Annotated in this window: 24 protein-coding genes; 13 read left to right on the plus strand and 11 right to left on the minus strand. The window is 60.2% G+C overall.

The features are described from left to right. Nucleotides 1-129: 129 nt before the first annotated feature. On the minus strand, nucleotides 130-597 hold the full coding sequence (locus AC1RNN_RS07675; RefSeq protein WP_493087265.1) for a nuclear transport factor 2 family protein: 468 nt from the start codon (nucleotides 595-597) through the stop codon (nucleotides 130-132). Between the two features lie 85 nt (nucleotides 598-682). On the opposite strand from AC1RNN_RS07675, the gene AC1RNN_RS07680 reads away from it, so the two are divergent. After that, nucleotides 683-1,249 carry a TetR/AcrR family transcriptional regulator gene (locus AC1RNN_RS07680; protein WP_493087263.1) on the plus strand — a complete coding sequence of 189 codons (567 nt, stop codon included), beginning with the start codon at nucleotides 683-685 and terminating at the stop codon, nucleotides 1,247-1,249. A gap of 150 nt (nucleotides 1,250-1,399) precedes the next feature. On the opposite strand, the gene AC1RNN_RS07685 is transcribed toward AC1RNN_RS07680, so the two are convergent. The 3 genes from AC1RNN_RS07685 to AC1RNN_RS07695 all read right to left on the minus strand — a co-directional run bounded on the left by AC1RNN_RS07685 (nucleotide 1,400) and on the right by AC1RNN_RS07695 (nucleotide 3,447). Further along, complete coding sequence (locus AC1RNN_RS07685; protein WP_493087261.1) at nucleotides 1,400-1,750, minus strand: FlxA-like family protein; 351 nt, start codon at nucleotides 1,748-1,750, stop codon at nucleotides 1,400-1,402. Nucleotides 1,751-1,989: 239 nt separating this feature from the next. Next, complete coding sequence (locus tag AC1RNN_RS07690) at nucleotides 1,990-2,553, minus strand: hypothetical protein (RefSeq protein WP_493087259.1); 564 nt, start codon at nucleotides 2,551-2,553, stop codon at nucleotides 1,990-1,992. Between the two features lie 480 nt (nucleotides 2,554-3,033). Continuing rightward, entirely contained in the window at nucleotides 3,034-3,447 is a 414-nt protein-coding gene (locus AC1RNN_RS07695; protein WP_493087257.1) for a hypothetical protein, read from the minus strand. A gap of 306 nt (nucleotides 3,448-3,753) precedes the next feature. On the opposite strand from AC1RNN_RS07695, the gene AC1RNN_RS07700 reads away from it, so the two are divergent. Then, the gene (locus tag AC1RNN_RS07700) at nucleotides 3,754-5,073 is read left to right on the plus strand and encodes an ABC transporter substrate-binding protein (protein WP_493087255.1); all 1,320 of its coding nucleotides are present in this window, start codon (nucleotides 3,754-3,756) and stop codon (nucleotides 5,071-5,073) included. Beyond that, on the plus strand, nucleotides 5,070-6,710 hold the full coding sequence (locus tag AC1RNN_RS07705) for a methyl-accepting chemotaxis protein (protein WP_493087254.1): 1,641 nt from the start codon (nucleotides 5,070-5,072) through the stop codon (nucleotides 6,708-6,710). The genes AC1RNN_RS07700 and AC1RNN_RS07705 overlap by 4 nt, the downstream gene beginning before the upstream one ends. Here the strand turns inward: AC1RNN_RS07705 and AC1RNN_RS07710 are convergent. After that, nucleotides 6,700-7,641 (minus strand): LysR family transcriptional regulator, encoded by a 942-nt coding sequence (locus AC1RNN_RS07710; protein WP_493087252.1) that lies wholly within the window; start codon nucleotides 7,639-7,641, stop codon nucleotides 6,700-6,702. The two genes, AC1RNN_RS07705 and AC1RNN_RS07710, sit on opposite strands and share 11 nt — an antisense overlap. A gap of 103 nt (nucleotides 7,642-7,744) precedes the next feature. Here AC1RNN_RS07710 and AC1RNN_RS07715 point away from each other — a divergent pair, with 103 nt between their 5' ends. Continuing rightward, nucleotides 7,745-8,776 carry a zinc-binding alcohol dehydrogenase family protein gene (locus tag AC1RNN_RS07715; RefSeq protein WP_493087250.1) on the plus strand — a complete coding sequence of 344 codons (1,032 nt, stop codon included), beginning with the start codon at nucleotides 7,745-7,747 and terminating at the stop codon, nucleotides 8,774-8,776. A 27-nt stretch (nucleotides 8,777-8,803) separates the two neighbouring features. On the opposite strand, the gene AC1RNN_RS07720 is transcribed toward AC1RNN_RS07715, so the two are convergent. Together AC1RNN_RS07720 and AC1RNN_RS07725 are read right to left on the minus strand one after the other, a co-directional pair. Beyond that, nucleotides 8,804-9,427: an ANTAR domain-containing response regulator gene (locus tag AC1RNN_RS07720; protein ID WP_493087248.1), complete on the minus strand. Its 624-nt coding sequence runs from the start codon at nucleotides 9,425-9,427 to the stop codon at nucleotides 8,804-8,806. Next, nucleotides 9,424-10,812 carry a PAS domain-containing protein gene (locus AC1RNN_RS07725; protein ID WP_493087247.1) on the minus strand — a complete coding sequence of 463 codons (1,389 nt, stop codon included), beginning with the start codon at nucleotides 10,810-10,812 and terminating at the stop codon, nucleotides 9,424-9,426. The genes AC1RNN_RS07720 and AC1RNN_RS07725 overlap by 4 nt, the downstream gene beginning before the upstream one ends. Nucleotides 10,813-11,178: 366 nt before the next feature. Between AC1RNN_RS07725 and AC1RNN_RS07730 the strand changes: the two genes are divergently transcribed. Next, nucleotides 11,179-12,936, plus strand: a complete 1,758-nt coding sequence (locus AC1RNN_RS07730) for a methyl-accepting chemotaxis protein (RefSeq protein WP_493087245.1) — start codon at nucleotides 11,179-11,181, stop codon at nucleotides 12,934-12,936. Nucleotides 12,937-12,950: 14 nt separating this feature from the next. Next, complete coding sequence (locus tag AC1RNN_RS07735; protein WP_493087244.1) at nucleotides 12,951-13,172, plus strand: hypothetical protein; 222 nt, start codon at nucleotides 12,951-12,953, stop codon at nucleotides 13,170-13,172. Nucleotides 13,173-13,256: 84 nt separating this feature from the next. On the opposite strand, the gene AC1RNN_RS07740 is transcribed toward AC1RNN_RS07735, so the two are convergent. Together AC1RNN_RS07740 and AC1RNN_RS07745 are read right to left on the minus strand one after the other, a co-directional pair. Further along, the gene (locus tag AC1RNN_RS07740) at nucleotides 13,257-14,939 is read right to left on the minus strand and encodes a sensor domain-containing diguanylate cyclase (RefSeq protein WP_493087242.1); all 1,683 of its coding nucleotides are present in this window, start codon (nucleotides 14,937-14,939) and stop codon (nucleotides 13,257-13,259) included. A 76-nt stretch (nucleotides 14,940-15,015) separates the two neighbouring features. Further along, nucleotides 15,016-15,420 (minus strand): carboxymuconolactone decarboxylase family protein, encoded by a 405-nt coding sequence (locus AC1RNN_RS07745; protein WP_493087240.1) that lies wholly within the window; start codon nucleotides 15,418-15,420, stop codon nucleotides 15,016-15,018. Between the two features lie 266 nt (nucleotides 15,421-15,686). On the opposite strand from AC1RNN_RS07745, the gene AC1RNN_RS07750 reads away from it, so the two are divergent. Further along, nucleotides 15,687-16,262 carry a peroxidase-related enzyme gene (locus tag AC1RNN_RS07750; protein WP_493087238.1) on the plus strand — a complete coding sequence of 192 codons (576 nt, stop codon included), beginning with the start codon at nucleotides 15,687-15,689 and terminating at the stop codon, nucleotides 16,260-16,262. Between the two features lie 111 nt (nucleotides 16,263-16,373). Then, nucleotides 16,374-18,380: a DNA primase gene (dnaG, locus tag AC1RNN_RS07755; protein WP_493087237.1), complete on the plus strand. Its 2,007-nt coding sequence runs from the start codon at nucleotides 16,374-16,376 to the stop codon at nucleotides 18,378-18,380. 12 nt (nucleotides 18,381-18,392) lie between these two features. Here dnaG and AC1RNN_RS07760 read toward each other — a convergent pair whose 3' ends face one another. After that, on the minus strand, nucleotides 18,393-18,620 hold the full coding sequence (locus tag AC1RNN_RS07760; RefSeq protein ID WP_493087235.1) for a hypothetical protein: 228 nt from the start codon (nucleotides 18,618-18,620) through the stop codon (nucleotides 18,393-18,395). A 321-nt stretch (nucleotides 18,621-18,941) separates the two neighbouring features. On the opposite strand from AC1RNN_RS07760, the gene rpoD reads away from it, so the two are divergent. Together rpoD and AC1RNN_RS07770 are read left to right on the plus strand one after the other, a co-directional pair. Beyond that, complete coding sequence (gene rpoD / locus AC1RNN_RS07765; protein ID WP_493087233.1) at nucleotides 18,942-21,224, plus strand: RNA polymerase sigma factor RpoD; 2,283 nt, start codon at nucleotides 18,942-18,944, stop codon at nucleotides 21,222-21,224. A 93-nt stretch (nucleotides 21,225-21,317) separates the two neighbouring features. Further along, on the plus strand, nucleotides 21,318-22,160 hold the full coding sequence (locus AC1RNN_RS07770; protein WP_493087231.1) for a shikimate dehydrogenase: 843 nt from the start codon (nucleotides 21,318-21,320) through the stop codon (nucleotides 22,158-22,160). Nucleotides 22,161-22,169: 9 nt separating this feature from the next. Here the strand turns inward: AC1RNN_RS07770 and AC1RNN_RS07775 are convergent, their stop codons facing one another. Then, a complete protein-coding gene (locus AC1RNN_RS07775) occupies nucleotides 22,170-22,451 on the minus strand; it encodes a late competence development ComFB family protein (RefSeq protein WP_493087229.1) in 282 nt (93 codons plus the stop codon). Nucleotides 22,452-22,703: 252 nt separating this feature from the next. On the opposite strand from AC1RNN_RS07775, the gene AC1RNN_RS07780 reads away from it, so the two are divergent. The 3 genes from AC1RNN_RS07780 to grpE all read left to right on the plus strand — a co-directional run bounded on the left by AC1RNN_RS07780 (nucleotide 22,704) and on the right by grpE (nucleotide 24,152). Then, a complete protein-coding gene (locus AC1RNN_RS07780; protein WP_493087227.1) occupies nucleotides 22,704-23,015 on the plus strand; it encodes a winged helix-turn-helix transcriptional regulator in 312 nt (103 codons plus the stop codon). Between the two features lie 152 nt (nucleotides 23,016-23,167). Then, nucleotides 23,168-23,521, plus strand: a complete 354-nt coding sequence (locus AC1RNN_RS07785) for an FKBP-type peptidyl-prolyl cis-trans isomerase (RefSeq protein WP_493087225.1) — start codon at nucleotides 23,168-23,170, stop codon at nucleotides 23,519-23,521. A gap of 67 nt (nucleotides 23,522-23,588) precedes the next feature. After that, entirely contained in the window at nucleotides 23,589-24,152 is a 564-nt protein-coding gene (gene grpE, locus AC1RNN_RS07790; protein ID WP_493087223.1) for a nucleotide exchange factor GrpE, read from the plus strand. The last annotated feature ends 31 nt before the right edge of the window (nucleotides 24,153-24,183 follow it).

A 24,183-nucleotide genomic window follows, 5' to 3' on the forward strand; every position in this document is an offset into this window, starting at 1 on the left:
TCTCAGGACCTTTACAGCGGTCCCTTTGGTGGGGTGATGCTAGGGAAATGGACGGCGCCTTGGGACCAGAAGCGGATGCCGACGAGCAACCGCTTTGTGGATGTGGATCCGTGCCAGAGCTTTCTCGACTCATAGCCCAAGCTCTGACAGCCCGGCATGGTCATCGGGGCGACGACCAAGCGGCCAGTGGAACTTGCGCTCCGATTCTTGGATAGGCATATCGTTGATGCAAGCGTAGCGACGCTGCATGAGCCCGCTGGCCTCAAACACCCAGTTCTCGTTTCCGTACGACCGGAACCAGTTCCCGGCGTCGTCGTGCCACTCATAGGCATACCGAACGGCGATGCGGTTGCCGTCGTAGACCCAAAGTTCTTTGATGAGCCGGTAGTCAAGCTCCTTCTTCCACTTCCTCTCAAGGAATGCTTGGGCTTCGGCCCGGTTGTTTGCGAACTCGGCGCGATTGCGCCACTTCGTGTCGAGGGTGTAAGCCAGAGCAACCTTGGCCGCGTTGCGCGTGTTCCAGCCGTCTTCGGCAAGTCGGACTTTTTGGATGGCGGTTTCTCGTGTGAACGGGGGTAGGGGTGGGCGTGTTTCCATGGTGCGACCTCTGCAAGTTATGTAGAACGATCTGTCTACATGATGAATGCTAGCAGAGGTGGAACGACCTGTCTACAATGGTCGAATGCAATCTTCTACGCAAACTTTGGTTTCATTGCCTCCTCGGGAGCGCATCTTGGAAGCGGCCCACAAACTCTTCTACAGTGAGGGGATCAGGGCAACGGGTGTTGACAGAATCATTGAGCAGTCGGCCGTGAGTAAGGTGACTTTCTACCGGCAGTACGCAAGTAAAGACGATCTGATTCGGGCGTACCTCGACTACCGGCACGAGAACTGGATTTCCTGGTTCAGGAGTAGCCTTACGAATACGGCCAGTACCAGTTCGAATGCGACGGAAGCACTCGTTACAACACTCAGGAGTTGGTTTGTCCAGCCCGACTTTAGGGGCTGTGCGTTTTTGAATGCCGCCGCTGAGCTGGGCTCATCCGACCCCGAGATATTGAAAGTTGTCTGTCGGCACAAGCAAGATATGTCATCTGTTGTAGATGAGTTCTTCAGTGGAGGCGCTTTGTCTGTGGGGCGCAAGCTGTCACTCGTGATAGACGGCGCAATCGTCCACGTACAGATGGGCAGGCCTGTTGATGAAGTGTTGGAAGACTTCAAAGTCTCAGTTGAGGCCATTGTGGTCTGACAGGGGGCAGCCAAAGAGACCACCGCTGCGGGCCAGGATCGGGCACTCACGAGTGACCGCAATCGGGCGCTAGGCTTCAGATTTAGCCAATTCCCACCTTACTGTCTGATAGCCATCTCACGGGATCTGACACGGACCTTCTCGGGACGTCTATGCGTAGGTATCAACCAAGTTACCTAACGAGATATTTTTTCTATCGGCCTTGTCGCGATTTTCCTGGTCCAGCTTTGCTGCGCTCTGCGCTTTCTGCATCGCAGCATTTTGTTGTTCTTGCTGGCGGGCACGTTGAATGGCCGCGATTTGAGCTTGAACCGTTTGGATCTGTGATTGCAGGAGTTTGACACGCTCCTTCTTCGCTTTCGGCTCCATGTCAGATGTGGCTACGCCTTTGAGCTCTTCCACCAATTCGTGCAGCTGCTTCTGCAACTTTGCGATTGCGCTGGCATCTCCGCCGGCGGCTGAACGGCTGCCTGCGCTGGGAGAAGTTCCAGACAATTGCATTAGTGATTTATCGGTGGATGAGGGCTAAAACTTGAGTGAAGACATTGGGTCAGCCATGTCCGCTTTCGCCGCGAAGTCGAGACATCTATAAACTGACTGCTGTCCTAGCTATTGTTACCCGGCCAGCGCCATAGCGGACGTTGGTATCTAAGCTCTAGGGGCAGCTTCGCAGCAAGTTTTTTTGTCAGAGTGAGCTGCCGCCATGGGCTGTTTGCTGCTGTACAACCAACCTTGAAAGCTCACATGGGGAAAGGCACTTCACGGTTAGCAGTTACAGGGTGAACCAATATTGGCCCACCAAGTGAGCCGGCTACTAGCTGCCATTTGCCTCGCTCATATCCTTCAATCGCATCCTGGGAAACATTCAATTTTTCGTTTGGGAATGCCTTGTTGACTATGCGACTGAACATGTGGACATCACGATTCAACCGCTTCTTCCAGAGTCGAAGTCCCGACTCCCATACTTTGAGTTGATTACCGGTTGCCGGAGTAAAGGTCCCAAAAACGCTTTCAGTGAGGTAGCCATCGATTACGTTGGAGCCATTTAGGCCAATACCCAAACTTCCTGGAAAATCGTTGCCAGTTCTGGGCTGACCTTCAAAAGGGCAAGTATTCAGCCAAAAATTTGTGACTTCTGAATCCTTGTTGCCCAAAACCTCAAGTAAATCACTTATGGCTACAACTTTGAATTCACGACCTCGAAATGACAGCATTGCAAATTGAGCCCCTTTTCTCTCGAATATCTCAATCAAATCGATCAAGTCTCTTTTCGTTACGATGCCCTGAAAACTAACGCGCTTCATTAGTCATATCCTTGAATCGGTATGTGTCCTAAAAGGTGGGGCCTCTAGACCCAATGCTAACGCGTTCATTAGGCCGTAGTCATCACGCGATATTGCTACATCGCAGTTGCCATTTGGTGGTGTTTATACAAAGCAAGGCTATGACCTGCCCCCATCCAGCTGTGCCAAACCGAAAGTCAGCAATCGCGGCAAACGTGAAGTCTACGACTGCCCGCTGACCTGCACAAAGGTGGGTTTCCAGAAAGCCGACGTTCGCGACCGACGGCTTCCGCCGCATAGGCAACCTCGACAAGCCCGCCTAATTTGTAATAGATCGGATGTCCGCTTTTGGGCAGATATTCCAGGTACTCAGAAGTCCGCTTTGCGTTGACTACCGTAAAGTTGCTAATTGCCAGTCCTGATTGCGCATCAACTTGCGCGATGCACGCTTCAAGCAACGGCCTCGTTTTTTGTCCAACGGTGCGAAGTTCGTCAAGGCCTTCAAAGCTTGACATTAGTGCGCAGCAACGCTGTTCTCAACTCGCGGCTAGCTGGTTTTGAAACATCCACGCCCTGCACCGCCAGGTCGAACTGCGAGCCCGGTCTGATGCTGGTTGGGAGTATTTTCTTTACGGGATTCGTATTGGGGTACTTGCCATCAGCAGGACACATGCGGACAGAAAACCCGAATTCGTCAAGCACACCCTTGGCGTACAACTCCGCCAATTGCGGAAACGACACGAATGTTGAACGTTTTACTTCCCTACTCCCTGGCTCGCGGATGACACGAACAATCTCGAATTTGCCGAGAGAATCTCGTTGCGTATTCGTAAAGGGATGCAGCAACAACGTCACACGCAAGCCGCCCTTTGGTAGCGCCAGCGTGTGCTCAACAGCGATATCAGTTAACAACATGTTGTTTTCCTTGCAGACCAATGGGAAGCCGATGCCCCCGAGAAGCGAGGACGGACTTTAACTGAACGACTGCAAATGGATATTCCCAGCTGCAAAGCAATGAACCGCTTTCGGTCGGCTGCTGAGCACGCTTAACCCATACCACGGCAGCAGACCGCCGGTACTTTATTGCACGCAAACAGCGGCGCTAGGGAAAGTCCTAATCCGTCTCTGCAGGGTGCGTACAAATCTGCGAACACAGCGTATAGGCGCCCCGGGCTGCTGCGGCCTAACCTTCGATCCACTGTGTCTGAGGATAGAAGCGCCATGCAGAAGAGACGTTGTTGGAAGTTGCGGCCGCTCGCCGCATTGGGCCTGTGCGCCTGGGCCCTTGGGGCCCAGGCGGTGGACATCACCGTGGCCACGGTGAACAACCGCCAGATGATCGAAATGCAAAAGCTCAGCGTGCATTTCGAGAAGGCCAACCCCGACATCCACGTCAAGTGGACCACCATGGAAGAAGCCGACCTGCGCCAGCGCGTGAGCGCGGACGTGACCAACAAAGGTGGCCAGTTTGACGTGGTCACCATCGGCATGTACGAGACGCCCATCTGGGCCGCCAAAGGCTGGCTGCGCGAGATCACCCCCACCGACGCCTACAACGTGAAGGACCTGATTCCCACGGTGCGCGATGGCCTCTCGTACAACAAGCGCCTGTACGCCGCGCCCTTCTATGGCGAAGGCTCCATGACCATGTACCGCAGCGACTTGTTCGAGAAAGCGGGCCTCAGCATTAACAACCGGCCCACCTGGGAACAGATCCGCGACGCGGCGGCCAAGATCCACAATCCGGCCGCCGGCATCTACGGCATCTGCCTGCGCGGGCGCGCCGGCTGGGGCGACAACATGGCCCTGCTCAGCACCATGGTCAACACCTTTGGCGGCCAGTGGTTCGACATGGCCTGGCGCCCGCAGATCCAGAGCAAACCCTGGAAGGACGCGATCAGCTTCTACATCCAGCTGCTCACCAAATACGGCCCGCCCAACGCAGTAGCCAACAGCTTCAACGAAAACCTGGACCTGTTTGCCCAAGGCAAGTGCGGCATCTGGGTGGACGCCACCAGCGCCGGCGGTGCGCTGATTGACCCCAAGTTCAGCAAGGTGGCGGCCGTGACCGGTTTCTCGCTGGCGCCCACCGCCGTCACCAACAAAGGCGCGGGTTGGCTCTGGTCCTGGGCGTTGGCCATACCGGCCAGCAGCAAAAATGCCGATGCGGCCCAGCGTTTTGTGCAGTGGGCCACGTCCGAGCCCTACCTGCGCCTGGTGGCCGACACCAATGGCTGGACGGCCATGCCCTCGGGCACCCGCCTGTCCACCTACCAACGCCCCGAGTTCACCAAGACTGCGCGCTTTGCCATGACCGAGGCGATTGCCATGGTCACCGCCAACCCGCGCGATGCCACCGAGGGCAAGGCCCCGTATGTAGGTGTGCAGTTTGTCGCCATCCCTGAGTTCCAGGACATCGGCGAACTCACCGGCGCAGAAATCCGCGATGCCTTGGCTGGCAAGCAGACCGTAGACCAAGCCCTGCAGAAAGCGCAGGCCCGGACCGAACAAGTAATGCGTGTGGCGGGGTACATCAAATGAAGAAAGTGACATGGACCGTGGGCCGCCAGCTGGGTGCAGCGTTTGGCGTGATCGTGGTGCTGGTGCTGCTGCTGGCCCTGACGGCCTGGAGCCGCATTGCCGCCATGAACCGCGACTTTGACGCGCTGGTGGACCAGACCCTGCCGGCCCTCACAGCGCTCAGCGATGTGAACGACCGCCTGCAGGTGGTGCGCACGGCCGAGCTCAGCCACCTGGCTGCGCTGACCATGCCCGCCAAGGACCGCGAGGAGGCCGCCGTCAAGGCCACCGTCAAAGCGCTAGACGAGGCTCTGCTGCGCTACACGGCCGCAGCTGCCAGCCTGTCGGACGAGAAAAGCAACGCCACACTGGCGGCCGCCCTTGCGCAATTCCACGCGGCGCGCAGCACCTTTCTGCAGATGTCCAACTCGGCGGCCGGCGCCGAATCCGAGCGCGCGGTAGAGGCCAGCGACTATTTCACCGGCCCCAGCCAGCAGGCCTACAAAGGGGCATATGACGCGGTGCAAACCCAGTGGAAGATGCACCTGGCCCAGGCGGATGCTGCCAAGGCCGCGGGCCGGGTCTCAGCCGTCAAGGCCAACACCATGCTGCTGGCGGTGACGGTGGTGTGCGCCGTGCTGTCGGTGCTGCTGGCGCTGTTCATCACCCGCGCGTTGTTACGCCAGCTGGGTGGCCAGCCGGCTTATGTGGCACAACTGGCCCGCACCATTGCCGATGCCAACCTCGCCTCGCCCGTAGCGGTGCGCCCGGGCGATAACGACAGCGTGGTGGCCGCCATGGCCCGCATGCAGGAATCGCTCACCCGCATCGTGCACGCCGTGCGACAGGGGGCCGACAGCGTGGCCATTGCCAGCGCCGAAATCGCCCAGGGCAACCACGACCTGAGCAGCCGCACCGAACACCAGGCCAGCGCGCTGGAGGAAACCGCCTCCAGCATGGAAGACCTGAACGCCAAGGTGCGCCAGAACGCCCTGAGCGCCGGCCACGCCAACCAGTTGGCGCTGAATGCTTCTAGCGTGGCGGTGCAAGGCGGAGACGTGGTGGGCCAGGTGGTGCAGACCATGAAGGGCATCAACGACGCCTCGCGCAAGATTGGCGACATCATCAGCGTGATCGACGGCATTGCCTTCCAGACCAACATCCTCGCGCTGAACGCGGCGGTGGAAGCGGCGCGCGCAGGCGAACAGGGGCGCGGTTTTGCCGTGGTGGCCAGTGAGGTGCGCAGCCTGGCCGGGCGCAGTGCCGAAGCGGCAAAGGAGATCAAGCAGCTCATCGGCACCAGCGTGCAACGGGTTGAACAGGGCTCCGCCCTGGTGGACCAGGCCGGCCACACCATGACCGAGGTGGTCGCCGCCATTCGCAAGGTGACCGACATCGTGGGCGAGATCAGCGCGGCCAGTTCCGACCAAAGCGCCGGCGTGTCGCAAATTGGCGAGGCCGTGAACGAGATGGACCAGGTGACGCAGCAGAACGCGGCCCTAGTGGAAGAGATGGCCGCGGCCGCCAGCAGCCTGCAGTCGCAGGCCCGTGCGCTGGTGCGCGTGGTGGCCGTGTTCCAGACCACGGAAGCGACCGAAGATGTGGGTAGCACCCCGAAATCGCTATCAAAACAGGAGCTGCTCGCGCTTAATCCATAAGGGCCAGAGGCCTGATTTGCTTCATGTCTGCGGCACCGGGCAGCGCCGCACACGCCTGCACCACAAACTCGCGCAACAGGCGCAGGCCCGGCGTGAGCTGGCGCCGGTCGGGCAGCACCATGTACAGCGGCACTGGCTCGGTCTGCCAGTCAGTGCACAGCTGCACCAGCCGGCCCGCCGCCAGATCGTGCGACACGTCGATCCAGGCCTTGTAGGCCACGCCGCGCCCCGCCAGCGCCCAGCGGCGCACCACGTCGCCGTCATTGGTGACATGGCCGCCCTGCACGCGCACGGCCAGGGCCTGGCCATCGCGCGCAAAGGTCCAGCGGTCATTCACATCCCCGCCCAGCATGAAGCACAGGCAGTCGTGCGTGGCCAGCTCCTGCGGTGTGGCTGGGGTGCCGCGCGTGCGCAGGTACTCGGGGGAGGCTACCAACACGCGCCGGTTGTCGGGCACCACCGGGAGCGCCACGAGACTGGAGTCGCGCGGTTCGCCATGGCGAAAGGCCGCGTCCACCGGTTCGCTGTACATATTGGCCATGCGGTCGGACAAGGTGAGGCGAAAGCGCACCTGCGGGTGCTGGTCCTGAAAGGCCTCCAGCCAGGGCAGCAGCACGTTGCGCCCCATGTCGGACGACGCTGCCAGCCGCAACACGCCCTGCACCTGGTGGCGACCCGTGCCCAGCGCGTGCATGCCCTCCCCCAGGGTCGCCAGCGCCAGCCGGGCGTGCTCCAGAAACAGCGTGCCTTCTGGCGTGAGGCGCAAGCTGCGCGTGGAACGCACCAGCAGCGGCGCATGCAGCTCGGCCTCCAACCGTTTGAGCGCCGCACTGGCTGCTGCCGGCGTGATGTCCAACGCCCGCGCGGTGGCCGAGAGGCTGCCCGTGTCCACGGTGCGCACAAAGATGTCCAAGTCTTGCAGGGCTTTCATTCTCAAATTTTATTTGAAGGTGAATTCAATACACCGCCTATTTTTCTTTCTGGAGATAGGAAAGAAGATCAAGGCTTCTTATCACTGCGCAAGGAAGCACCCCATGAAAGCGATTGGCTACACCCAGCCCCATGCCCTCTCTACCCCGTCTACTCCCGGCCAAGGCCTGCAAGACATCACCCTGCCCGACCCCGTGGCCCAAGGCCATGACCTGCTGGTGGAAGTGCAGGCGATCTCCGTCAACCCGGTAGACACCAAGGTGCGCGCCAGCGCCGCCCCAGCCCCGGGCCAGGACTTCAAGGTGCTGGGCTTTGACGCCAGCGGCATCGTGCGCGCCGTGGGGCCGGAGGTCACGCTATTCAAACCCGGCGACCGCGTGTACTACGCCGGCGCCATCCAGCGCCCCGGCACCAATAGCGCACTGCACCTGGTTGACGAGCGCATCGTGGGCCACATGCCCGCCAGCCTGGACTTCGCCCAGGCCGCCGCCCTACCCCTCACCAGCATCACCGCCTGGGAGCTGCTGTTTGACCGCTTGGGCGTGCAGCCCGGCAAGAAGCCCGGCGGCAAGACCCTGCTGGTGATTGGCGCGGCCGGCGGCGTGGGTTCCATCCTCGTGCAACTGGCGCGCCGCCTCACGGCGCTCACCGTCATCGGCACGGCTTCCCGCCCCGAAACCCAGGCCTGGGTGAAGGAACTGGGCGCCCACCATGTGATTGACCACACCCGGCCCATGACGGAGCAGTTGGCCGCCCTCGGCATCCCGCAGGTCGACATCGTGCTGAGCCTCACCCACACCGGCCAGCACCTGCCGCAGATTCTGGAAGTGCTGGCCCCCCAGGGGCAGTTCGGCCTGATTGACGACCTGCCGGTGCTGGACGTGATGCCCTTCAAGCGCAAGGCGATCTCGGTGCACTGGGAGATGATGTTTACCCGCCCCCTGTTTGCCACGCCCGACATGGTGGCCCAACACCAGCTGCTCAATGAAGTGGCCCAACTGGTGGACGCCGGCCTGCTGCGCACCACGCTGGCCGAACACTACGGCCCCATCACCGCCGCCAACCTGCAGCGTGCCCACGCCTACATCGAGTCCGGCGCTGCGCGGGGCAAGGTGGTGCTGGAGGGCTGGGGCTGACGCCTCGATGAGCACACGGCAGCACGGTCAGGAGAGCTTGTCTGGGTTTGCGGACATCAGCTCGCAGGAATTCACGATGGTAGTAGCGAATTCAGCAAGCCTTACATTCCTGGCTCTGGCGGCAGCGCGTAATTGGTCGAAAGCGGCCACACGACTCAGCCGATAGTGCGCCATCGTGATCCCCACCGCAACATTGATGCTGCGCTCGTTGTCCAGGGCCTGCTGCAGACTCTTTTCTTTGGTACGCACAGCTTGTAACTCTTGACTTCTCGCAAGCGCGGAGCTGACTACAAGCTGCAATTGCGCCTGTTCGATCGGCTTTGAACAGAAAGCAAAAGCGCCTAAAGCGAGCGCCTCATTTACCGTGGAATCATCGCCGTAGGCACTAAGCACGATAAAAGGAATGTGATCCCAATCTTGCAGGCGATGTGCCAAATAAAGTCCACCTTGACCGGGCAGGCGAATATCAAGAATGGCCAGATCCGCGCGCAGACCTCCTACCAGAAGCTCTTCAGCTTCTTCCGCTGATCTGGCACAAGTAACCAAGTACCCAGCATGTTCCAACGAATCAGTCAGCATCAGGCTGACCAATCTATCGTCCTCCACCACAAGCAACTTCGGGGGGTTTTCTGACTTTTTTTGAGCAATCATGACTTCTCCCCGATAAGGAGCACTGGCTGTGTCAGTTCCAGCTCAACGCGCATTAAGCCAGATACCAAAGAAGAGCATAGCCGGGCTCCGGGGTTAGGCAGGAGTTGATGAATGAGCTTGTAGCCCATCCCAGACTCCGCTTGCCTAGGTGTGTCTGAAGCCGGAAAATTTGTAATGCTTAACATCACACCTTGATCGTTACCCGTGGACGATAAATGAACTCGCACATCGCTGCGATCAGAGGGCGAGTGCTTGACTGCATTGACAAGAAGCTCATTGACGATCAAAGCAATAGGGACACCCTCTTCTTCCGCAACCCAATACCCGGTCATAGGGGTCGCCCCAGCGGTGAAATGAATGGGCACCCCCCAAACCACCCCCACTTGCTCAGCAATGGAACACACCATTTGTTCAACGGAAATCTGCTCCGACCCGTACCCACTTTTCAGCCCGTAGGCAGTGGCAACGCTCTTGAGCTGACCAATCGCGTGATTCAGTATGGGGGAGACTTGGGGCTCATTGTTCGCGAAACGCTGCAGTAAACCGGAAACACCTTGGAGACTATTCTTGACGCGATGGTGAACTTCGCGAACCAACGCAGCGCGTTGTGCAGCCTCCTGCCGTCGACGCTCAGCTTCCAAAGCGTATCGTTCAGACAAATCAATATAAGTAGAAACGTAGCTCGAAATCACGCCCTTCGGATCGGTGACAGCTGTGACTGTCAGCGAAACAGGAATGTCGTACCCATCGGCGTGCCGGCACCACAACTCACCGGCCCAGCTCCCGGATGCAAGCAGCCGAGATAACAGATCTTCATAAAACCCGTCAGGGTATCTACTCGATCGCAATGCGGTGGCTCTATGCCCGATCACAGCCTCCTTGGTGTATCCCGTAATGCGGGTAAACGACTTGTTGACCCTCAAAACATTCCGATCTGCGTCTGCAACGAGTATCCCTTCTTGGACTTCAAAGGCTGTCGCCGCAATTCTTAAATCCGCATGCGCCTTGTCCAACTCACGCTGCTGCTCTTTCAGCATAGTGATATCGGACACAAGCACCAAAAAACCACACACCTCGCCTTCCACAACATGGGGGATGTATTGCGCCCAGGTGTGGCCAATTTCGCCATTCGCCTTTACCAAGGTCCGCTCGAAATGCTGATCTTCTCCGGCAAGTGCTGCACGAATGTAAGGTTCATTCTTGGCGAACAACTCAGCCCCCAGCAAGTCCTGTATGCGGATGTCCCGCATCTGCTCTTTGGTGCGCCCAAACCAAGCCAAATAAGCAGCATTCGCATACTGGCAACGCAGCTCGCGGGACCAGTAGCCGACCATCCCAGGAAGGCTGTCAGCAATCAAAGTTACCAGCCCAATTTCCTCGACCATAGACCCATCCCTACATTTGCTTCTAGTAGCTATCGCAATGCTTGCAAACTGAAAACATATAGAGACTGTGACCTAGCACTTTCCCTAATGCAACTAAATACAAGCACTAGACTTATTTTGGTAGCATTACCGACTAGTGCTGGCGGCCCTTGCCCATGGTCCCGGCTCATCAAGGCCCTGCCCCCGCCTTAACAACTGATTGTTGCCATCTCGACTGAACAGACACACGCCATGAAGCTGCGCTAAATATGGCATGCAATGTCTTCAGGCATTGCATGACTTAGTGTATTTCGTGACAAGGGCTTGCCTGAGTGTTGACTGTCCAACTGGGGCTCAATCAGTCCTTAAGAGCGTTGGAGGTCGTTGATGAAACAAATGTCTGTGCGGGCCAAATTGACTTGGTCCTTTGGTGGTCTCGCTTTGATAGTCCTGCTGATAGCCGGTGGCGCACTCAAATCCTTAGGAGACGCGAATTCACGTTTCGAGTCCTATGTCAACGGCATCAATGCGCGCTCCAATACCGCTCATTTAGTGCGGGAAGCCATAGATCTCCGCGCGATCGCTGCACGGAATCTGGTCTTGGTGACATCTCCAGCCGACTTGCAAGTCGAAAAAGGTGTGGTCACCAAGGCCCATGCCGATGTTGAAAGGCACTTGAGCAACCTTAAGAAACTTGCGGAGTCCCCTGACGCGTCAGACGAAGGACGCAAAATGATCGCAGAGATTGCGAGCATTGAATCTGCGTATGCTCCGGTGGCGCTATCCATCGTGGAAATGGCCCTCAATGGCAAACACGAAGACGCCATTGCAAAAATGAACAGCGAATGCCGCCCGTTGTTGGCGAAGCTGGTCACGGTGTCAGAAAAGTATTCGACCTACACCACAGAGCGCGCTGCAAAAATGGTTGAAGCTGCGCAGTCTGACTACTCCAGTCAACGCACCTTTCTGCTTCTGGGATGCTGCATCTCGATGGCCGCAGCTGTAGCCGCAGGCGTTTTGATTACACGAAGCATTACTGGCGCCCTGGGAGCGGAGCCGGATGAATTGTGTGACATTGTCGGGAAGGTGGCAGACGGCAACCTGACAAGCAAAATCAAAGCTCATTCGAACAACGCCAATAGCGTTATGGCGGCGATAGACCGGATGCAGACTGCACTCATTGGCGTAGTCGGCAACGTACGCCAAGGCGCGGAAGGCGTGTCTACCGCAAGTGCAGAAATCGCATCTGGCAACAATGACCTGAGTGCACGCACAGAACAACAAGCAAGTGCCCTGGAGGAGACCGCCGCCTCCATGGAGGAACTTGGCTCAACCGTGAAACAAAATGCAGAGAACGCCCGTCAAGCCAACCAGTTGGCCCTGAGTGCTTCTGAGGTCGCTGTGCGGGGCGGTGAAGTGGTTGGGCAAGTCGTTGAAACCATGAAAGGAATTAACGAGAGTTCCCAGAAAATTGCAGACATCATTAGCGTGATTGATGGCATTGCGTTCCAAACTAATATCCTCGCCTTGAATGCGGCAGTAGAGGCCGCCAGGGCAGGTGAACAAGGCCGCGGCTTTGCGGTAGTGGCGTCAGAGGTACGCAGTCTCGCTGGGCGCTCCGCTGAAGCCGCCAAAGAGATCAAGGGTTTGATTAATGCCAGTGTTGAGCGAGTCGAGCACGGTACAACATTGGTTGACCAAGCCGGAACCACCATGAGCGAGGTGGTCAGCTCTATCAGGCGTGTCACGGACATCATGGGTGAAATAAGCGCTGCCAGCAGCGAACAAGCAGCAGGTGTTGCACAAATTGGCGAAGCAGTCCAACAGATGGACCAAGCCACCCAGCAGAACGCGGCCTTAGTCGAAGAAATGGCAGCAGCTGCCACCAGCCTAAAAAGTCAAGCCGGTGATTTGGTAGGCACCGTCCGCGTATTCAAATTGGATGCATCCTTAAAGGGACAAAACAACACACTGCCCCCGACATTCGGGCAGGCGAGTTTGCAATCAAAGACGAGCAAGTCCGGAAAAAGGAACACGTCCGCACCACCCAAGTTTTTGCCAAACCTGCAAAAATCTTCTCCATCCGACAAAGGACAAAAAGTAGAAAAACCCTCGGGACCGGATGACGATTGGGAAACCTTTTGAATAGCAGCTTAGTCATGGGCAAGCAATTCAAAAAGCAATTGCAGCAGGAAAGCCTGCTGCGCACAGCTACAGCCTTGTGTGCAGCGCGAGACAACTTATTGCTTTGTGCTGAAATGCTGCGTGAGCATTTATTCAATGCCGACATCGTTGGTAGACAGCGCGCCATACAACTTGCAGACGAGGCAGTCAGCAAAGCAAAAGACGATGCGCCTCCCAAGGTGAAAAAGCCGACATAAGACAGCACTCCGCGGCAGCTCACGCGTTCAGTCCTATGCGCCAGCCAAAACGTAACCCGACTGAGAGGTAGTAAAAACCTACCGTTAGACAGCGCTCATCAGTGCCATCACCCGGTTGCGGCCCTGCACCTTGGCCTCGTACAAGGCCTTGTCGGCACGCACAAAGACATCCTGCATGTCCGTATCGTCCGGTGCCCAGCAGCTCAGGCCCACACTGACCGTCGCCTCGTCCACCACCGTGAACAGGGTGCTGGCCACAGCGGAACGTACTTTTTCCGCCACCACCTGGCCCTGGGTGGCATCGGCGGCATCGGGCAAAAGCACCACGAATTCCTCGCCACCGTAGCGGGCCACAAAGTCAGTGGTGCGCACGCACTCCAGCAGCACGTCGGCGAGTTGCTGCAAGACCGCGTCGCCCACGGCATGGCCATGGGCATCGTTGATGCGCTTGAAGTGGTCCATGTCCACCACCAGCAGGCCAAAGGGCTTGCCCGAACGTTGTGCGGCCAGGTAATGGGTGCGCAAGGTGTCGTCAAAGCAGCGGCGGTTGAACAGACCGGTCAGGGCATCGTGCGTAGCCAGACGTTCCAGCTCCCCGTTGGCGCTGGCCAGCGCTTCCGTGCGCTGGGCCACCTGCTCCTCCAGCGAAGCGTTCAGCGCCGCCAGTTCCTGCTCGCGCGCCTGTAGCGACGCGGTCATGGACTGCACAGAGCGGCTGAGCAGCGTGAGTTCGCGAGAGTGTCCGTCTTCTGGATAGCGTGGTTCGCCCGTGCGGCGCTCCACCGCCTGGACAGCAGCCACCAGTTGCTCCAGCGGGCGGCTGAAGCGGATGGACAAGCGGTAGGCCAGGAAGGTGAACAACAGTGCAACACCCAAGCCGATCATCAGCAGGCGCTTGCGCATGTCCGCCACAGGCTCCAGCGCAACGCTGAGCGGCTGGCGCATCACCACGCGCCAGCCCAGGTCGCTGCGTGTGGAGGGCGACACCTTGACCACGCTGGTGACGTACTCGCCATCGGTCCACCGCAAGTTCTGGTAGTGCGCGTCGGCCTTGGGATTGGCGGGCAACTTGAGCTGCCCTGCATGTTTGTAGGGGTAGAGAATGACATCATTGCGGTCCGCAATCAGCACCTCCACCTGCCGCTGTACCGTGTGCTGCGTGACCACCGACTCCACAGTCTCGGTCACCCAGCTCCACAGCGCGTGGGACGCCAGCACGCCTCGCAATTGTCCTTGGACGTCATAGACCGGGGCGGCAAAATCGATAAAGCGCAGCGGCTGCTCCGGCGAGGTCTGTGGCAGAAGCTTGGCCAGCAATACCGCCTCGTGCACATCGCCGGTAAAGACAGCTTCGCGCCCAGCCTTGAACCAGGGGCGCTTGTCCACCATCTGCCCAACCAGCATGCCGCCGGTGGCCTGTTGCACCTGGCCGGCCGCGTCGGTCACCCCAATCCAGGCGTATTCACCGTGCGCAGCCTGGCGTGCCTCCAGCGCCTTGCGTATGGCGGGACTGGACAGGTCGCCGTCGGTCAATAGCGGCGCCTTGCTCAGCATGTCCACTTCCAGCTCACGCTCGCGCAGGTTGGTGGCCAGCAGGTCGGTGGCCGATTTGGTGCTGGCGTAGAGAAATTCCCCACCGGAAGCCACCAGCCCCTCGGTAGCGATCTGCCCTATGTACAGGCCGCTTCCCAGCACGGCGGCCAGCGACAGTCCCACTAGCCAAAGGGTGAGCTGCCCGCGAAAACTGTTCAGCACATTCCAACGCATACCGTCTCCTGACGTCGCTGCTTTTTCTGATCGCCCTGGAGGCAGTCTAAGCCCGAAAGCCTCGCGGGGGAACCGGTCAAACCTGCCCGCCCACCACCTCGTTCGCGGTGCGAAACGCCTCCACCGCAGTGGGGACGCCGCAGTACACCGCAGCGTGCAGCAGCACTTCCTGGACTTCGGCCGGGGTGGCGCCATTGTTCAGCGCACCGCGCACATGACCCTTGAGCTCGTTCTGCTTGCCAAGCGCCGTGAGCATGGCCACGGTGATGAGGCTGCGGGTCTTCAGGTCCAGCCCCGAGCGCTGCCAAACATCGCCCCAGGCGGCACGGGTGATGTGTTCCTGGATGGGGGCGGTAAAGGGGGTGGCATTGGCAAAGGCGGCCTCCACAAAGGTCTCGCCCATGACCTGGGTGCGCATGGCCAGCCCCTTGTCAAAGGCTTCGGGATGCGGGGAAGAGATATCTTGGGGTTTCAGGCTCATGGGCGGCTCCATCAGGGCATTGCATCAATGCCCGTGATAGTAGCCGCCGCATCAGCCGCCGTGCCACTGCGCCAGGTTGGCCAGGGTCACGACGAGGCCGCTGCTCCAGATGGAGAGGCCCAGGGTTTTCTGGATGCTTGCCATGGTGGGTGCTCCGGTTGCGCGAGGGGGTTCGCAGTAGGATGAATGGTAGGAATGCACACCTTGTATGTACATTCAATTAAAAGCATGGCAGCAATAGCTTTTGCAAAACAACAGGAGACACCATGGCCAGCCGCTACCCCCTGCCCGACCTGAACACCCTGCCCGAGGACATCCGCGCCAAGATACTGGAGGTGCAGGAGAAGACGGGCTTTGTGCCCAATGTGTTCCTGGCCTTCGCGCGCCGCCCGGCCGAGTGGCGCGCCTTCTTCGCCTACCACGACGCGCTGATGCTGCGCGAAGGCAGCAGCCTGACCAAGGGCGAGCGCGAAATGATCATCACCGCCACCAGCGCGGCCAACCAGTGCCTGTACTGCGTGGTGGCCCATGGCGCCATCCTGCGCATCTACGAGAAGAAGCCGCTGGTGGCCGACCAGGTGGCGGTGAACTACCGCAAGGCCGACATCACGCCGCGCCAGCGCGCCATGCTGGACTTCGCCATGCAAGTCTGCCTGGAAAGCCACACCGTGGAAGACGCCAACTTTGCCGCCCTGCACGCCCATGGCTTTGACGACGAGGACATCTGGGACATTGCCGGCATCACCGCCTTCTTCGGCCTGTCCAACCGCATGGCCAATGTGACCAGCATGATGCCCAACCCCGAGTTTTATTTGCTGGGCCGCGTTCCCAAGGCCAAATAGGCACCCAGCCCCGTCAATAGTGCGCGAGCAGCTAGCAAATCCATAGCAACCGAGTCGATGCCAGGGCCGGCGCACGTCCGCCGCAGCCGTCGTCGTCCCTACAATCCCGCCATGGCCATCCCCCAAACCTTCATCCAGGAGCTGCTCGCGCGCACCGACGTGGTGGAGATCGTGGGCCGCTATGTGCAGCTCAAGAAGGGCGGCGCCAATTTCATGGGGCTGTGCCCCTTCCACGGCGAAAAATCCCCCTCCTTCTCGGTCAGCCCCACCAAACAGTTCTACCACTGCTTCGGCTGCGGCAAAAACGGCAACGCCATCAGCTTTTTGATGGACCACGCCGGCATGACCTTCATCGAGGCGGTGCAGGACCTGGCCGGCCAGTACGGCATGGTCATCCCCGAGGAAGAAGGCAGCGCGCAGGACCGGGCCCGCGCGCAGGCCCAGCGCCAGAAGCAGAACACCCTGACCAGCGTGCTGGAGAAGGCCGGCGAGGCCTACAAGCGCGGCCTCAAGGAATCGCCGCGTGCCATCGACTACCTGAAAGGCCGCGGCCTTTCGGGCGAGATCGCCAAACACTTCGGCCTGGGTTACGCCCCCGAGGGCTGGCGCAGCCTGGCCAGCATCTTCCCGCAGTACGACGACCCGCTGCTGGTGGAAAGCGGGCTGGTCATCCTGCACGAGGCCGAAAACGGTGGCGAGGAAAAGCGCTACGACCGCTTCCGCGACCGGATCATGTTTCCCATCCGCAACGTCAAGGGCGAGTGCATCGGCTTTGGCGGGCGCGTGCTGGGTGACGAAAAGCCCAAATACCTCAACTCGCCCGAAACCCCGGTTTTCAGCAAGGGCCGCGAGCTCTACGGGCTGTTCGAGGCCCGCAGCGCGCTGCGCGAGCATGGCTATGTGCTGGTCACCGAAGGATATATGGACGTGGTGGCGCTGGCGCAGCTGGGTTTTCCCAACGCCGTGGCCACACTGGGCACGGCCTGTACCAACGAGCACGTCCAGAAGCTGTTCCGCTTCACCGACAGCGTGGTCTTCAGCTTCGACGGCGACGCCGCCGGCCGGCGCGCCGCGCGCAAGGCACTGGACGGCGCCCTGCCCTTTGCCACCGATGTGCGCAGCATCAAGTTCCTCTTCCTGCCACCCGAGCACGACCCCGACAGCTTCATCCGCGCCTACGGCCAGCAGGCTTTTGCCGACTACGTCTCCAAGGCCACGCCGCTGAGCCGCTTCCTCATCGAGGCGGCGCAGGAAGGCTGCGACCTGGCTACGGCCGAAGGCCGCGCCCACATGTCCAGCAACGCCAAGCCGCTCTGGACCCAGATGCCCGAAGGCGCGCTCAAGCTGCAACTGCTGGCCGAGTTGGCCCAAGCCGTGCAATTGCCGGCCACCGAGCTGGGTGCGCTCTGGAGCCAGGGCGCCGCCAAGCCCGCCGCAGAACCGCCACGCCGCAAGGCCCCTACCCCGCCGCCGCAGTACGATGATGCGCCCCACGACCTAGACCACTACAGCTACGAGGAGCCTGCCGAACCCTGGGTACCGCAGGAAGAGTGGAAGAAAAAGACCGAGTGGAAGAGCGACTGGAAAAAGGACGGCTGGACCAAGCGCGACAAGTGGGAAGGCAAAGGCGGCGGGCGCTTTGGGAAGCAGGAGCAACGCCCCAGCGGCCCGCGTGCCAAGCTCGACAGCCGGGCCGACCACGCCGCCCGCCTGCTGCTCAACCACAGCGAGCTGTGGGAGATTCTGACCAGCGAAGACCATGGCTTGCTGTGCGAGCTGCCGTCCCCGCACGGCGAACTGTTTGTCTGGCTGGAAGGCCAGTTGCATGAACACGGCCCGGTGTCGCGCGGCACGCTGCGCGACGCCATCGTGGGTCATGCCGCCGAAGACCTGGCCCTGCGCCTCATGGCCGGCCCCGCCGTCAGCAGCGAGCCCTTGGCCGAGTCCGCCCCCGAACTGCGCGACCTGCTCAACCGCATGCTGATCGACCGCATCAAGGAATTGCAGACCGAGGCCATCGCGGCCGCCAGCCACGATGCTGGCGCCATGCAGCGCTACCGCGAGCTGGAGCTGCGCCGCAAGCAGCTGCTCCAGGCCGTGCAGCCCAACGCCGCCTGAGCCAGGCGCCGCCTAGCGCGCAGCCTTGAGCAGGTACTTCTGGCGCAGCTGGGTGTAGCGCCCGTCGTTCCTGATCTTTTGCAGCGCCGCATTGAGCTTGCGTGCCACTTCTCCGTCCACCGAGAGGTTCAGGCCGTACCAGTAGTTGAGGCTGTCATCCAGCACCAGCACTGGCACCAAGTCGGCGGGATCTAGGCCCGCACTCTTGGCTTTGAAAGCCGCCGCCCAGTCCAGCGACACCTTTTGCAGGGAAAGCCCGGGCTAGTGCCCCCGCCGCCAGCAGGGCGACAGCCAGCACAATGCCTTTGAAAAAATCCATTTGCAAACTATAATGTTGGATTGTTTCGGCAAGAGCGACAGCAGCACCTCCGGCACAGGCCCCCGTAGACACCACGTCACACCGGCCACCTTCCCCGCAAGGACTGCACTCCAAATGTTCGCCCTCCCATCTTGCCACTGGGGCCATGCGCCCCGCCTTGCCACCTACTTCGCCTCTTGCGAACTGTAGCTGGTGCCCTGATCTGTTGTTTGCCTGTTTTTTTGTTGACCTGAGGTTTTTGCATGCCCGCTTCAAAATCTGCCAAGCCTGCCCAGTCCGCCAGCAAGTCCGCCACGAAGACCGATAAGAAAGCCTCCTCCGTGCCCGCATCCAAGTCCAAAGCCGCCCTCCTCGCCGAAGCCGACGAACTGCTCAAGAAGAAGAAACCCGGCCGCCCGCCCAAGGCAGCGGCTGCGGAAGCGAGCGCACCGGCCAAGACGACGACCGGTGCCAAGCGCGGCCGCAAACCCAAGGCAGCGGCAACGGAGTCCAGCGGCGATGATATGGACATGTCGGACATCGAAGCCGACCTGGCCGGAGAACCCGAAACCGCAGCGGCGCCTGGCGAAAAGGTCAAGCCCCTTCGCATGAAGATCAGCAAGGCGAAGGAACGCGCCTTGATGAAGGAATTCGGTCTGGACGAAACCGTCCTCTCCGAAGAAGACATGGCCAAGCGCCGTGCCCGCCTCAAGGCCCTGATCACGCTGGGCAAGACCCGCGGTTACCTGACCCACGGCGAAATCTCCGACCACTTGCCCGACAAGCTGGTCGATGCGGAAACGCTGGAAGTGGTGATCTCCATGTTGAACGACATGGGCGTGGCCGTTTACGAGCAGACCCCTGACGCAGAAACCCTGCTGCTGAACAACAACGTCTCCACCGCCGCGACGGTGGAAGAAGCAGAAGAAGAAGCCGAAGCTGCGCTCTCCACCGTGGACAGCGAATTCGGCCGTACCACCGACCCGGTGCGCATGTACATGCGTGAAATGGGCACCGTGGAGCTGCTGACGCGCGAAGGTGAAATCGAGATCGCCAAGCGCATCGAAGGCGGCCTGATGGACATGATGGAGGCGATCTCCGCCTCCCCCGCCACCATCGCCGAGATCCTGCGCCTGGGCGAGGAAATCCGCGAAGGCAAGGTAGTCATCACCACCATCGTGGACGGTTTCTCCAACCCCAACGAGGCCGACGACTATGTGGCCGAAGAAGACTTCGACGAATTTGACGAAGCCGATGATGACGACGGCAAGGGCGGCTCCAAGGCCCTGACCAAAAAGCTCGAAGAACTCAAGAAGCAGGCGCTGGAACGCTTCGACAAAATGCGCGAGCTCTTCGAGAAGGTGCACAAGGTCTACGACAAGGAAGGCTACGGCACTCCCGCCTACATCAAGGCCCAAAAGGCCCTGAGCGACGAGCTCATGACTATCCGCTTCACCGCCAAGGCCATCGAGAAGCTGTGCGACATGGTGCGCGGCCAGGTGGACGACGTGCGCAAGAAGGAACGTGAGCTGCGCCGCATCATCGTGGACAAGTGCGGCTACCCGCAGGAACAGTTCATCGCCGACTTTGGCGGCCGCGACAAAAACGGCAACAAGATCGCCTCCAACCTGCTCAACCTCAAGTGGATCGAGAAGCAGGCTGCCTCCGGCAAACCCTGGGCTGCCGTGATGGGCCGCAACATTCCGCCGGTACAGGACTTACAACAAAAGCTGATGGACCTGCAAGCCCAGGTCGTGGTGCCTCTGGATCACCTCAAGGACATCAACAAGCGCATGAACGAAGGCGAGTACGCCTCCCGCGCGGCCAAGAAGGAAATGATCGAGGCCAACCTGCGCCTGGTGATCTCCATTGCCAAGAAGTACACCAACCGCGGTCTGCAGTTCCTGGACCTTATCCAGGAAGGCAACATCGGTTTGATGAAGGCGGTGGACAAATTCGAATACCGTCGCGGCTACAAGTTCTCGACCTACGCCACCTGGTGGATCCGTCAGGCCATCACCCGCTCTATCGCGGACCAGGCCCGTACGATCCGCATTCCGGTGCACATGATCGAAACCATCAACAAGATGAACCGCATCAGCCGCCAGCACCTGCAGGAATTCGGCTTTGAGCCCGATGCGTCCGTGCTGGCCGCGAAGATGGAAATCCCCGAAGACAAGATCCGCAAGATCATGAAGATCGCCAAGGAGCCCATCTCCATGGAAACGCCGATCGGGGACGATGACGACAGCCACCTGGGCGACTTCATCGAAGACAGCGCCAACACCGCGCCCATGGAAGCTGCGATGCAGGCCGGCCTGCGCGATGTGGTCAAGGACATCCTGGACAGCCTCACGCCGCGCGAAGCCAAGGTGCTGCGCATGCGCTTCGGTATCGAGATGACGTCGGACCACACGCTGGAAGAAGTGGGCAAACAGTTCGATGTGACCCGCGAGCGCATTCGCCAGATCGAAGCCAAGGCGCTGCGCAAGCTCAAGCACCCCAGCCGCTCCGACAAGCTGCGCAGCTTCACCGACACACTGTAAGCCTCCGGCTTTCAAGCCATTTAGCGCCCCAGCCCACATGGAATGTGCGCGGGGCGCTATTTTTTTTGATAGTACATTCTCCGCACCACTTGCATGGCCCACGAACAACCGTACCGACTCGCCGGTGTGATGGGATGGCCCGTCGCCCATTCCCGCTCCCCCATCCTGCACAACCACTGGATCGCTGAACACGGTCTGCGCGGCGCCTATGTGCTGCTGCCCGTGGAGCCCGAAAAGATTGAACAGGCCCTGCGCGCCCTGCCGGTGCTGGGCTTTGCCGGTTGCAACCTGACCATCCCCCACAAGGTAGCCGCCATGTCCATCGTGGACCACTTGGAACCACTGGCACAGCGCATAGGTGCGGCCAACACCATCGTGGTCGGTACAGATGGCGCGTTAACAGGCCGCAACACCGACGCCTACGGCTTTATCCAAAGCCTGCGTGACGCGCAAGCGCACTGGCGCGCCGACGCCGGGCCGGCCTGCGTGATGGGTGCCGGCGGCGCGGCGCGTGCCGTGATTGCGGGCTTGCTGGACGAGGGCGCGGCCGAAATTCGCCTCAGTAATCGCAGCGAAGGCAAGGCGGTGGATATGGCACAGGAATTCGGCCCGCTGGTACAGGCGGTGCCATGGGCGGAGCGCCACGAAGCACTGGCTGGTGCCGCACTGCTGGTCAACACCACCAACCAAGGCATGCACGGCCAAGCCGCGCTGGACCTGCGCCTGGACGCGCTGCCCCGTACCGCGCTGGTGTCAGATATTGTCTATGTGCCGCTGGAGACACCCTTGCTGGTGGAGGCCAAGGCGCGTGGCAACGCCACGGTGAACGGACTGGGCATGCTGCTGAACCAGGCCCGACCGGCGTTTGAAGCCTGGTTCGGCCCCCTGCCAACCATCAGCCCGGTGCTGATGGACAAAGTACTGGCAACTTTTTAGGCAGCGGCCCTAGCGCGACTGCTTGATGGCGCGCTCGCCCACAAAACCGAAGGCGAACTGCAGCACCTCTTCGAGCGAGAGTTCGATGGCGTGGCGTTCCTGCTCGGTCAGGTAGAACATCATGTCCACGTCATGGCGCACATAGCGTGCCGGCAGGCGGTTCAGCGCCACGCAGGCCACGTCCGCCAGCATGTCGTTCGTGAAGTCGGGGTGGGCCTGGGCCCGGCGCACCACTTCCTCGAATACCAAGCGTTCGTAATAGTTGTGAACCTGCTCAAAATTGAAAATCATGGGAGTCTCCGCAAGGTGCCTGCCCGCTGGGCGTTCAAAGAACGTTAGCACCTCGCCCGCACACTGGCAAGAGCGGGACAGCCCCCATGGCGCAGCCCGGGTTGGAAGCTTTTTCGGGGCTTTATCCCGAAAAGCGTACCTGACCAGCTATGAAACTTGTAGCAGCTGAAAATCTGCGCTATAGTTTCCGCTCAATTCAGCGGTTGTGGCCTCCGGGCGCAATCTGTCAGGGCCAAGACAAAGGGTAAGGTAATGAGTGCAAAAGAAACAGCCGCAGTCGGACAACTGTTGGGCTTGCTGGAGTCCCGATATGCAATCCGGGTGCTGTGGGCCCTGCGCGACGGACATGCTCAAACCTTCCGTCTGCTGCAGGACAGCGTGGGCGGTATCACCCCCAATACCCTGAATACCCGTATCAAGGAGCTGCGCGAAGCCGGCCTCCTGACCCACGGCAATGACGGGTATGTGGTTACCGCAGCTGGCGCCGACCTCCTCAAGCGCCTGGGCGACCTGCAAGCCTTTGCCGTGAAATGGTCCACCAGCCTGGCCAAGAAGGCCAAGTAAGCAAGCACCGGCGCGCGCCGGTTGCTCACCCAGCAAGACAGGCTCAGCCTGTCTTTTTTTCGTCTGCGGCATAATTTAGGGTTTTCTGCGTCCCGGCGCACGCCCACGTTGCGCGAGCAGCTACTCTTTTTATAGCAAACAAGGAACTCCCCATGCAAACCACCGCCACCGGCCTGCAATTCGAAGACACCGTGGAAGGCACCGGCGCCGTCGCGACCAAGGGCCAGAGCGTGAAGGTGCACTACACCGGCTGGCTCTACAACGACGGCACCCAGGGCGCCAAGTTCGACTCCAGTAAGGACCGCAACGACCCCTTCGTGTTCCACCTGGGCGCCGGCATGGTGATCCGCGGTTGGGACGAAGGCGTGGCCGGCATGAAAGTGGGCGGCAGCCGCACCCTCATCATTCCCGCCACCCTGGGCTACGGTGCCCGCGGCGCTGGCGGCGTGATTCCTCCCAATGCCACCCTCAAATTCGATGTGGAATTGCTGGGCGTATCGGGCTAAAACCCCTTGAAACTGCGCTCCCAGTCGCCAACTGGGGCGCAAACCCGCCTAACTTCGATCCAAACGCATGTCTGACAACTCTTCCACCCCTACCCCCACACCTGCGGCAGCCGACTACCAAAGCACCGAGGAAATGGTTGCGGCTCAAGCCGCCAACGAGGCCGATGCCCTGAGTCAGGCTCAGGCGGAATTGGCCACACTGCAGGCCAAGAGCGCCGATCTGGCCGACCAGTACCTGCGCGCCAAGGCTGATGCGGAAAACGCCCGCCGCCGCGCAGAAGACGAAATCGCCAAGGCCCGCAAGTTCGCTGTGGAGTCGTTTGCCGAAAGCCTGCTGCCCGTGGCAGACAGCCTGGAAGCCGGCCTGACCATCAAGGACGCCAGCCCCGAACAGATTCGCGAAGGCGCCGAAGCTACCTTGCGCCAGTTGCTGGCGGCCTTGGAACGCAACAAGGTGATTGCGATTGCACCGGCGGCGGGAACCAAGTTCGACCCGCACCAGCACCAAGCCATCAGCATGGTGCCCGCCGAGCAGGAAGCCAATACCGTGGTGAGCGTACTGCAAAAGGGCTATTCCATTGCCGACCGCGTACTGCGCCCGGCCTTGGTGACCGTGGCAGCCCCCAAATAAGGCCGACCGACCTGAAAAATACCACTTTGAA

This window comes from Rhodoferax sp. GW822-FHT02D07 (genome assembly GCF_058802405.1).

What these genes read in the sequence shown, in the direction of transcription:
- AC1RNN_RS07675 (WP_493087265.1), bottom strand. Translation starts at nt 597, where the DNA reads ATGGAAACACGCCCACCCCTACCCCCGTTCACACGAGAAACCGCCATC.
- AC1RNN_RS07680 (WP_493087263.1), top strand. Translation starts at nt 683, where the DNA reads ATGCAATCTTCTACGCAAACTTTGGTTTCATTGCCTCCTCGGGAGCGC.
- AC1RNN_RS07685 (WP_493087261.1), bottom strand. Translation starts at nt 1,750, where the DNA reads ATGCAATTGTCTGGAACTTCTCCCAGCGCAGGCAGCCGTTCAGCCGCC.
- AC1RNN_RS07690 (WP_493087259.1), bottom strand. Translation starts at nt 2,553, where the DNA reads ATGAAGCGCGTTAGTTTTCAGGGCATCGTAACGAAAAGAGACTTGATC.
- AC1RNN_RS07695 (WP_493087257.1), bottom strand. Translation starts at nt 3,447, where the DNA reads ATGTTGTTAACTGATATCGCTGTTGAGCACACGCTGGCGCTACCAAAG.
- AC1RNN_RS07700 (WP_493087255.1), top strand. Translation starts at nt 3,754, where the DNA reads ATGCAGAAGAGACGTTGTTGGAAGTTGCGGCCGCTCGCCGCATTGGGC.
- AC1RNN_RS07705 (WP_493087254.1), top strand. Translation starts at nt 5,070, where the DNA reads ATGAAGAAAGTGACATGGACCGTGGGCCGCCAGCTGGGTGCAGCGTTT.
- AC1RNN_RS07710 (WP_493087252.1), bottom strand. Translation starts at nt 7,641, where the DNA reads ATGAAAGCCCTGCAAGACTTGGACATCTTTGTGCGCACCGTGGACACG.
- AC1RNN_RS07715 (WP_493087250.1), top strand. Translation starts at nt 7,745, where the DNA reads ATGAAAGCGATTGGCTACACCCAGCCCCATGCCCTCTCTACCCCGTCT.
- AC1RNN_RS07720 (WP_493087248.1), bottom strand. Translation starts at nt 9,427, where the DNA reads ATGATTGCTCAAAAAAAGTCAGAAAACCCCCCGAAGTTGCTTGTGGTG.
- AC1RNN_RS07725 (WP_493087247.1), bottom strand. Translation starts at nt 10,812, where the DNA reads ATGGTCGAGGAAATTGGGCTGGTAACTTTGATTGCTGACAGCCTTCCT.
- AC1RNN_RS07730 (WP_493087245.1), top strand. Translation starts at nt 11,179, where the DNA reads ATGAAACAAATGTCTGTGCGGGCCAAATTGACTTGGTCCTTTGGTGGT.
- AC1RNN_RS07735 (WP_493087244.1), top strand. Translation starts at nt 12,951, where the DNA reads ATGGGCAAGCAATTCAAAAAGCAATTGCAGCAGGAAAGCCTGCTGCGC.
- AC1RNN_RS07740 (WP_493087242.1), bottom strand. Translation starts at nt 14,939, where the DNA reads ATGCGTTGGAATGTGCTGAACAGTTTTCGCGGGCAGCTCACCCTTTGG.
- AC1RNN_RS07745 (WP_493087240.1), bottom strand. Translation starts at nt 15,420, where the DNA reads ATGAGCCTGAAACCCCAAGATATCTCTTCCCCGCATCCCGAAGCCTTT.
- AC1RNN_RS07750 (WP_493087238.1), top strand. Translation starts at nt 15,687, where the DNA reads ATGGCCAGCCGCTACCCCCTGCCCGACCTGAACACCCTGCCCGAGGAC.
- dnaG (WP_493087237.1), top strand. Translation starts at nt 16,374, where the DNA reads ATGGCCATCCCCCAAACCTTCATCCAGGAGCTGCTCGCGCGCACCGAC.
- rpoD (WP_493087233.1), top strand. Translation starts at nt 18,942, where the DNA reads ATGCCCGCTTCAAAATCTGCCAAGCCTGCCCAGTCCGCCAGCAAGTCC.
- AC1RNN_RS07770 (WP_493087231.1), top strand. Translation starts at nt 21,318, where the DNA reads ATGGCCCACGAACAACCGTACCGACTCGCCGGTGTGATGGGATGGCCC.
- AC1RNN_RS07775 (WP_493087229.1), bottom strand. Translation starts at nt 22,451, where the DNA reads ATGATTTTCAATTTTGAGCAGGTTCACAACTATTACGAACGCTTGGTA.
- AC1RNN_RS07780 (WP_493087227.1), top strand. Translation starts at nt 22,704, where the DNA reads ATGAGTGCAAAAGAAACAGCCGCAGTCGGACAACTGTTGGGCTTGCTG.
- AC1RNN_RS07785 (WP_493087225.1), top strand. Translation starts at nt 23,168, where the DNA reads ATGCAAACCACCGCCACCGGCCTGCAATTCGAAGACACCGTGGAAGGC.
- grpE (WP_493087223.1), top strand. Translation starts at nt 23,589, where the DNA reads ATGTCTGACAACTCTTCCACCCCTACCCCCACACCTGCGGCAGCCGAC.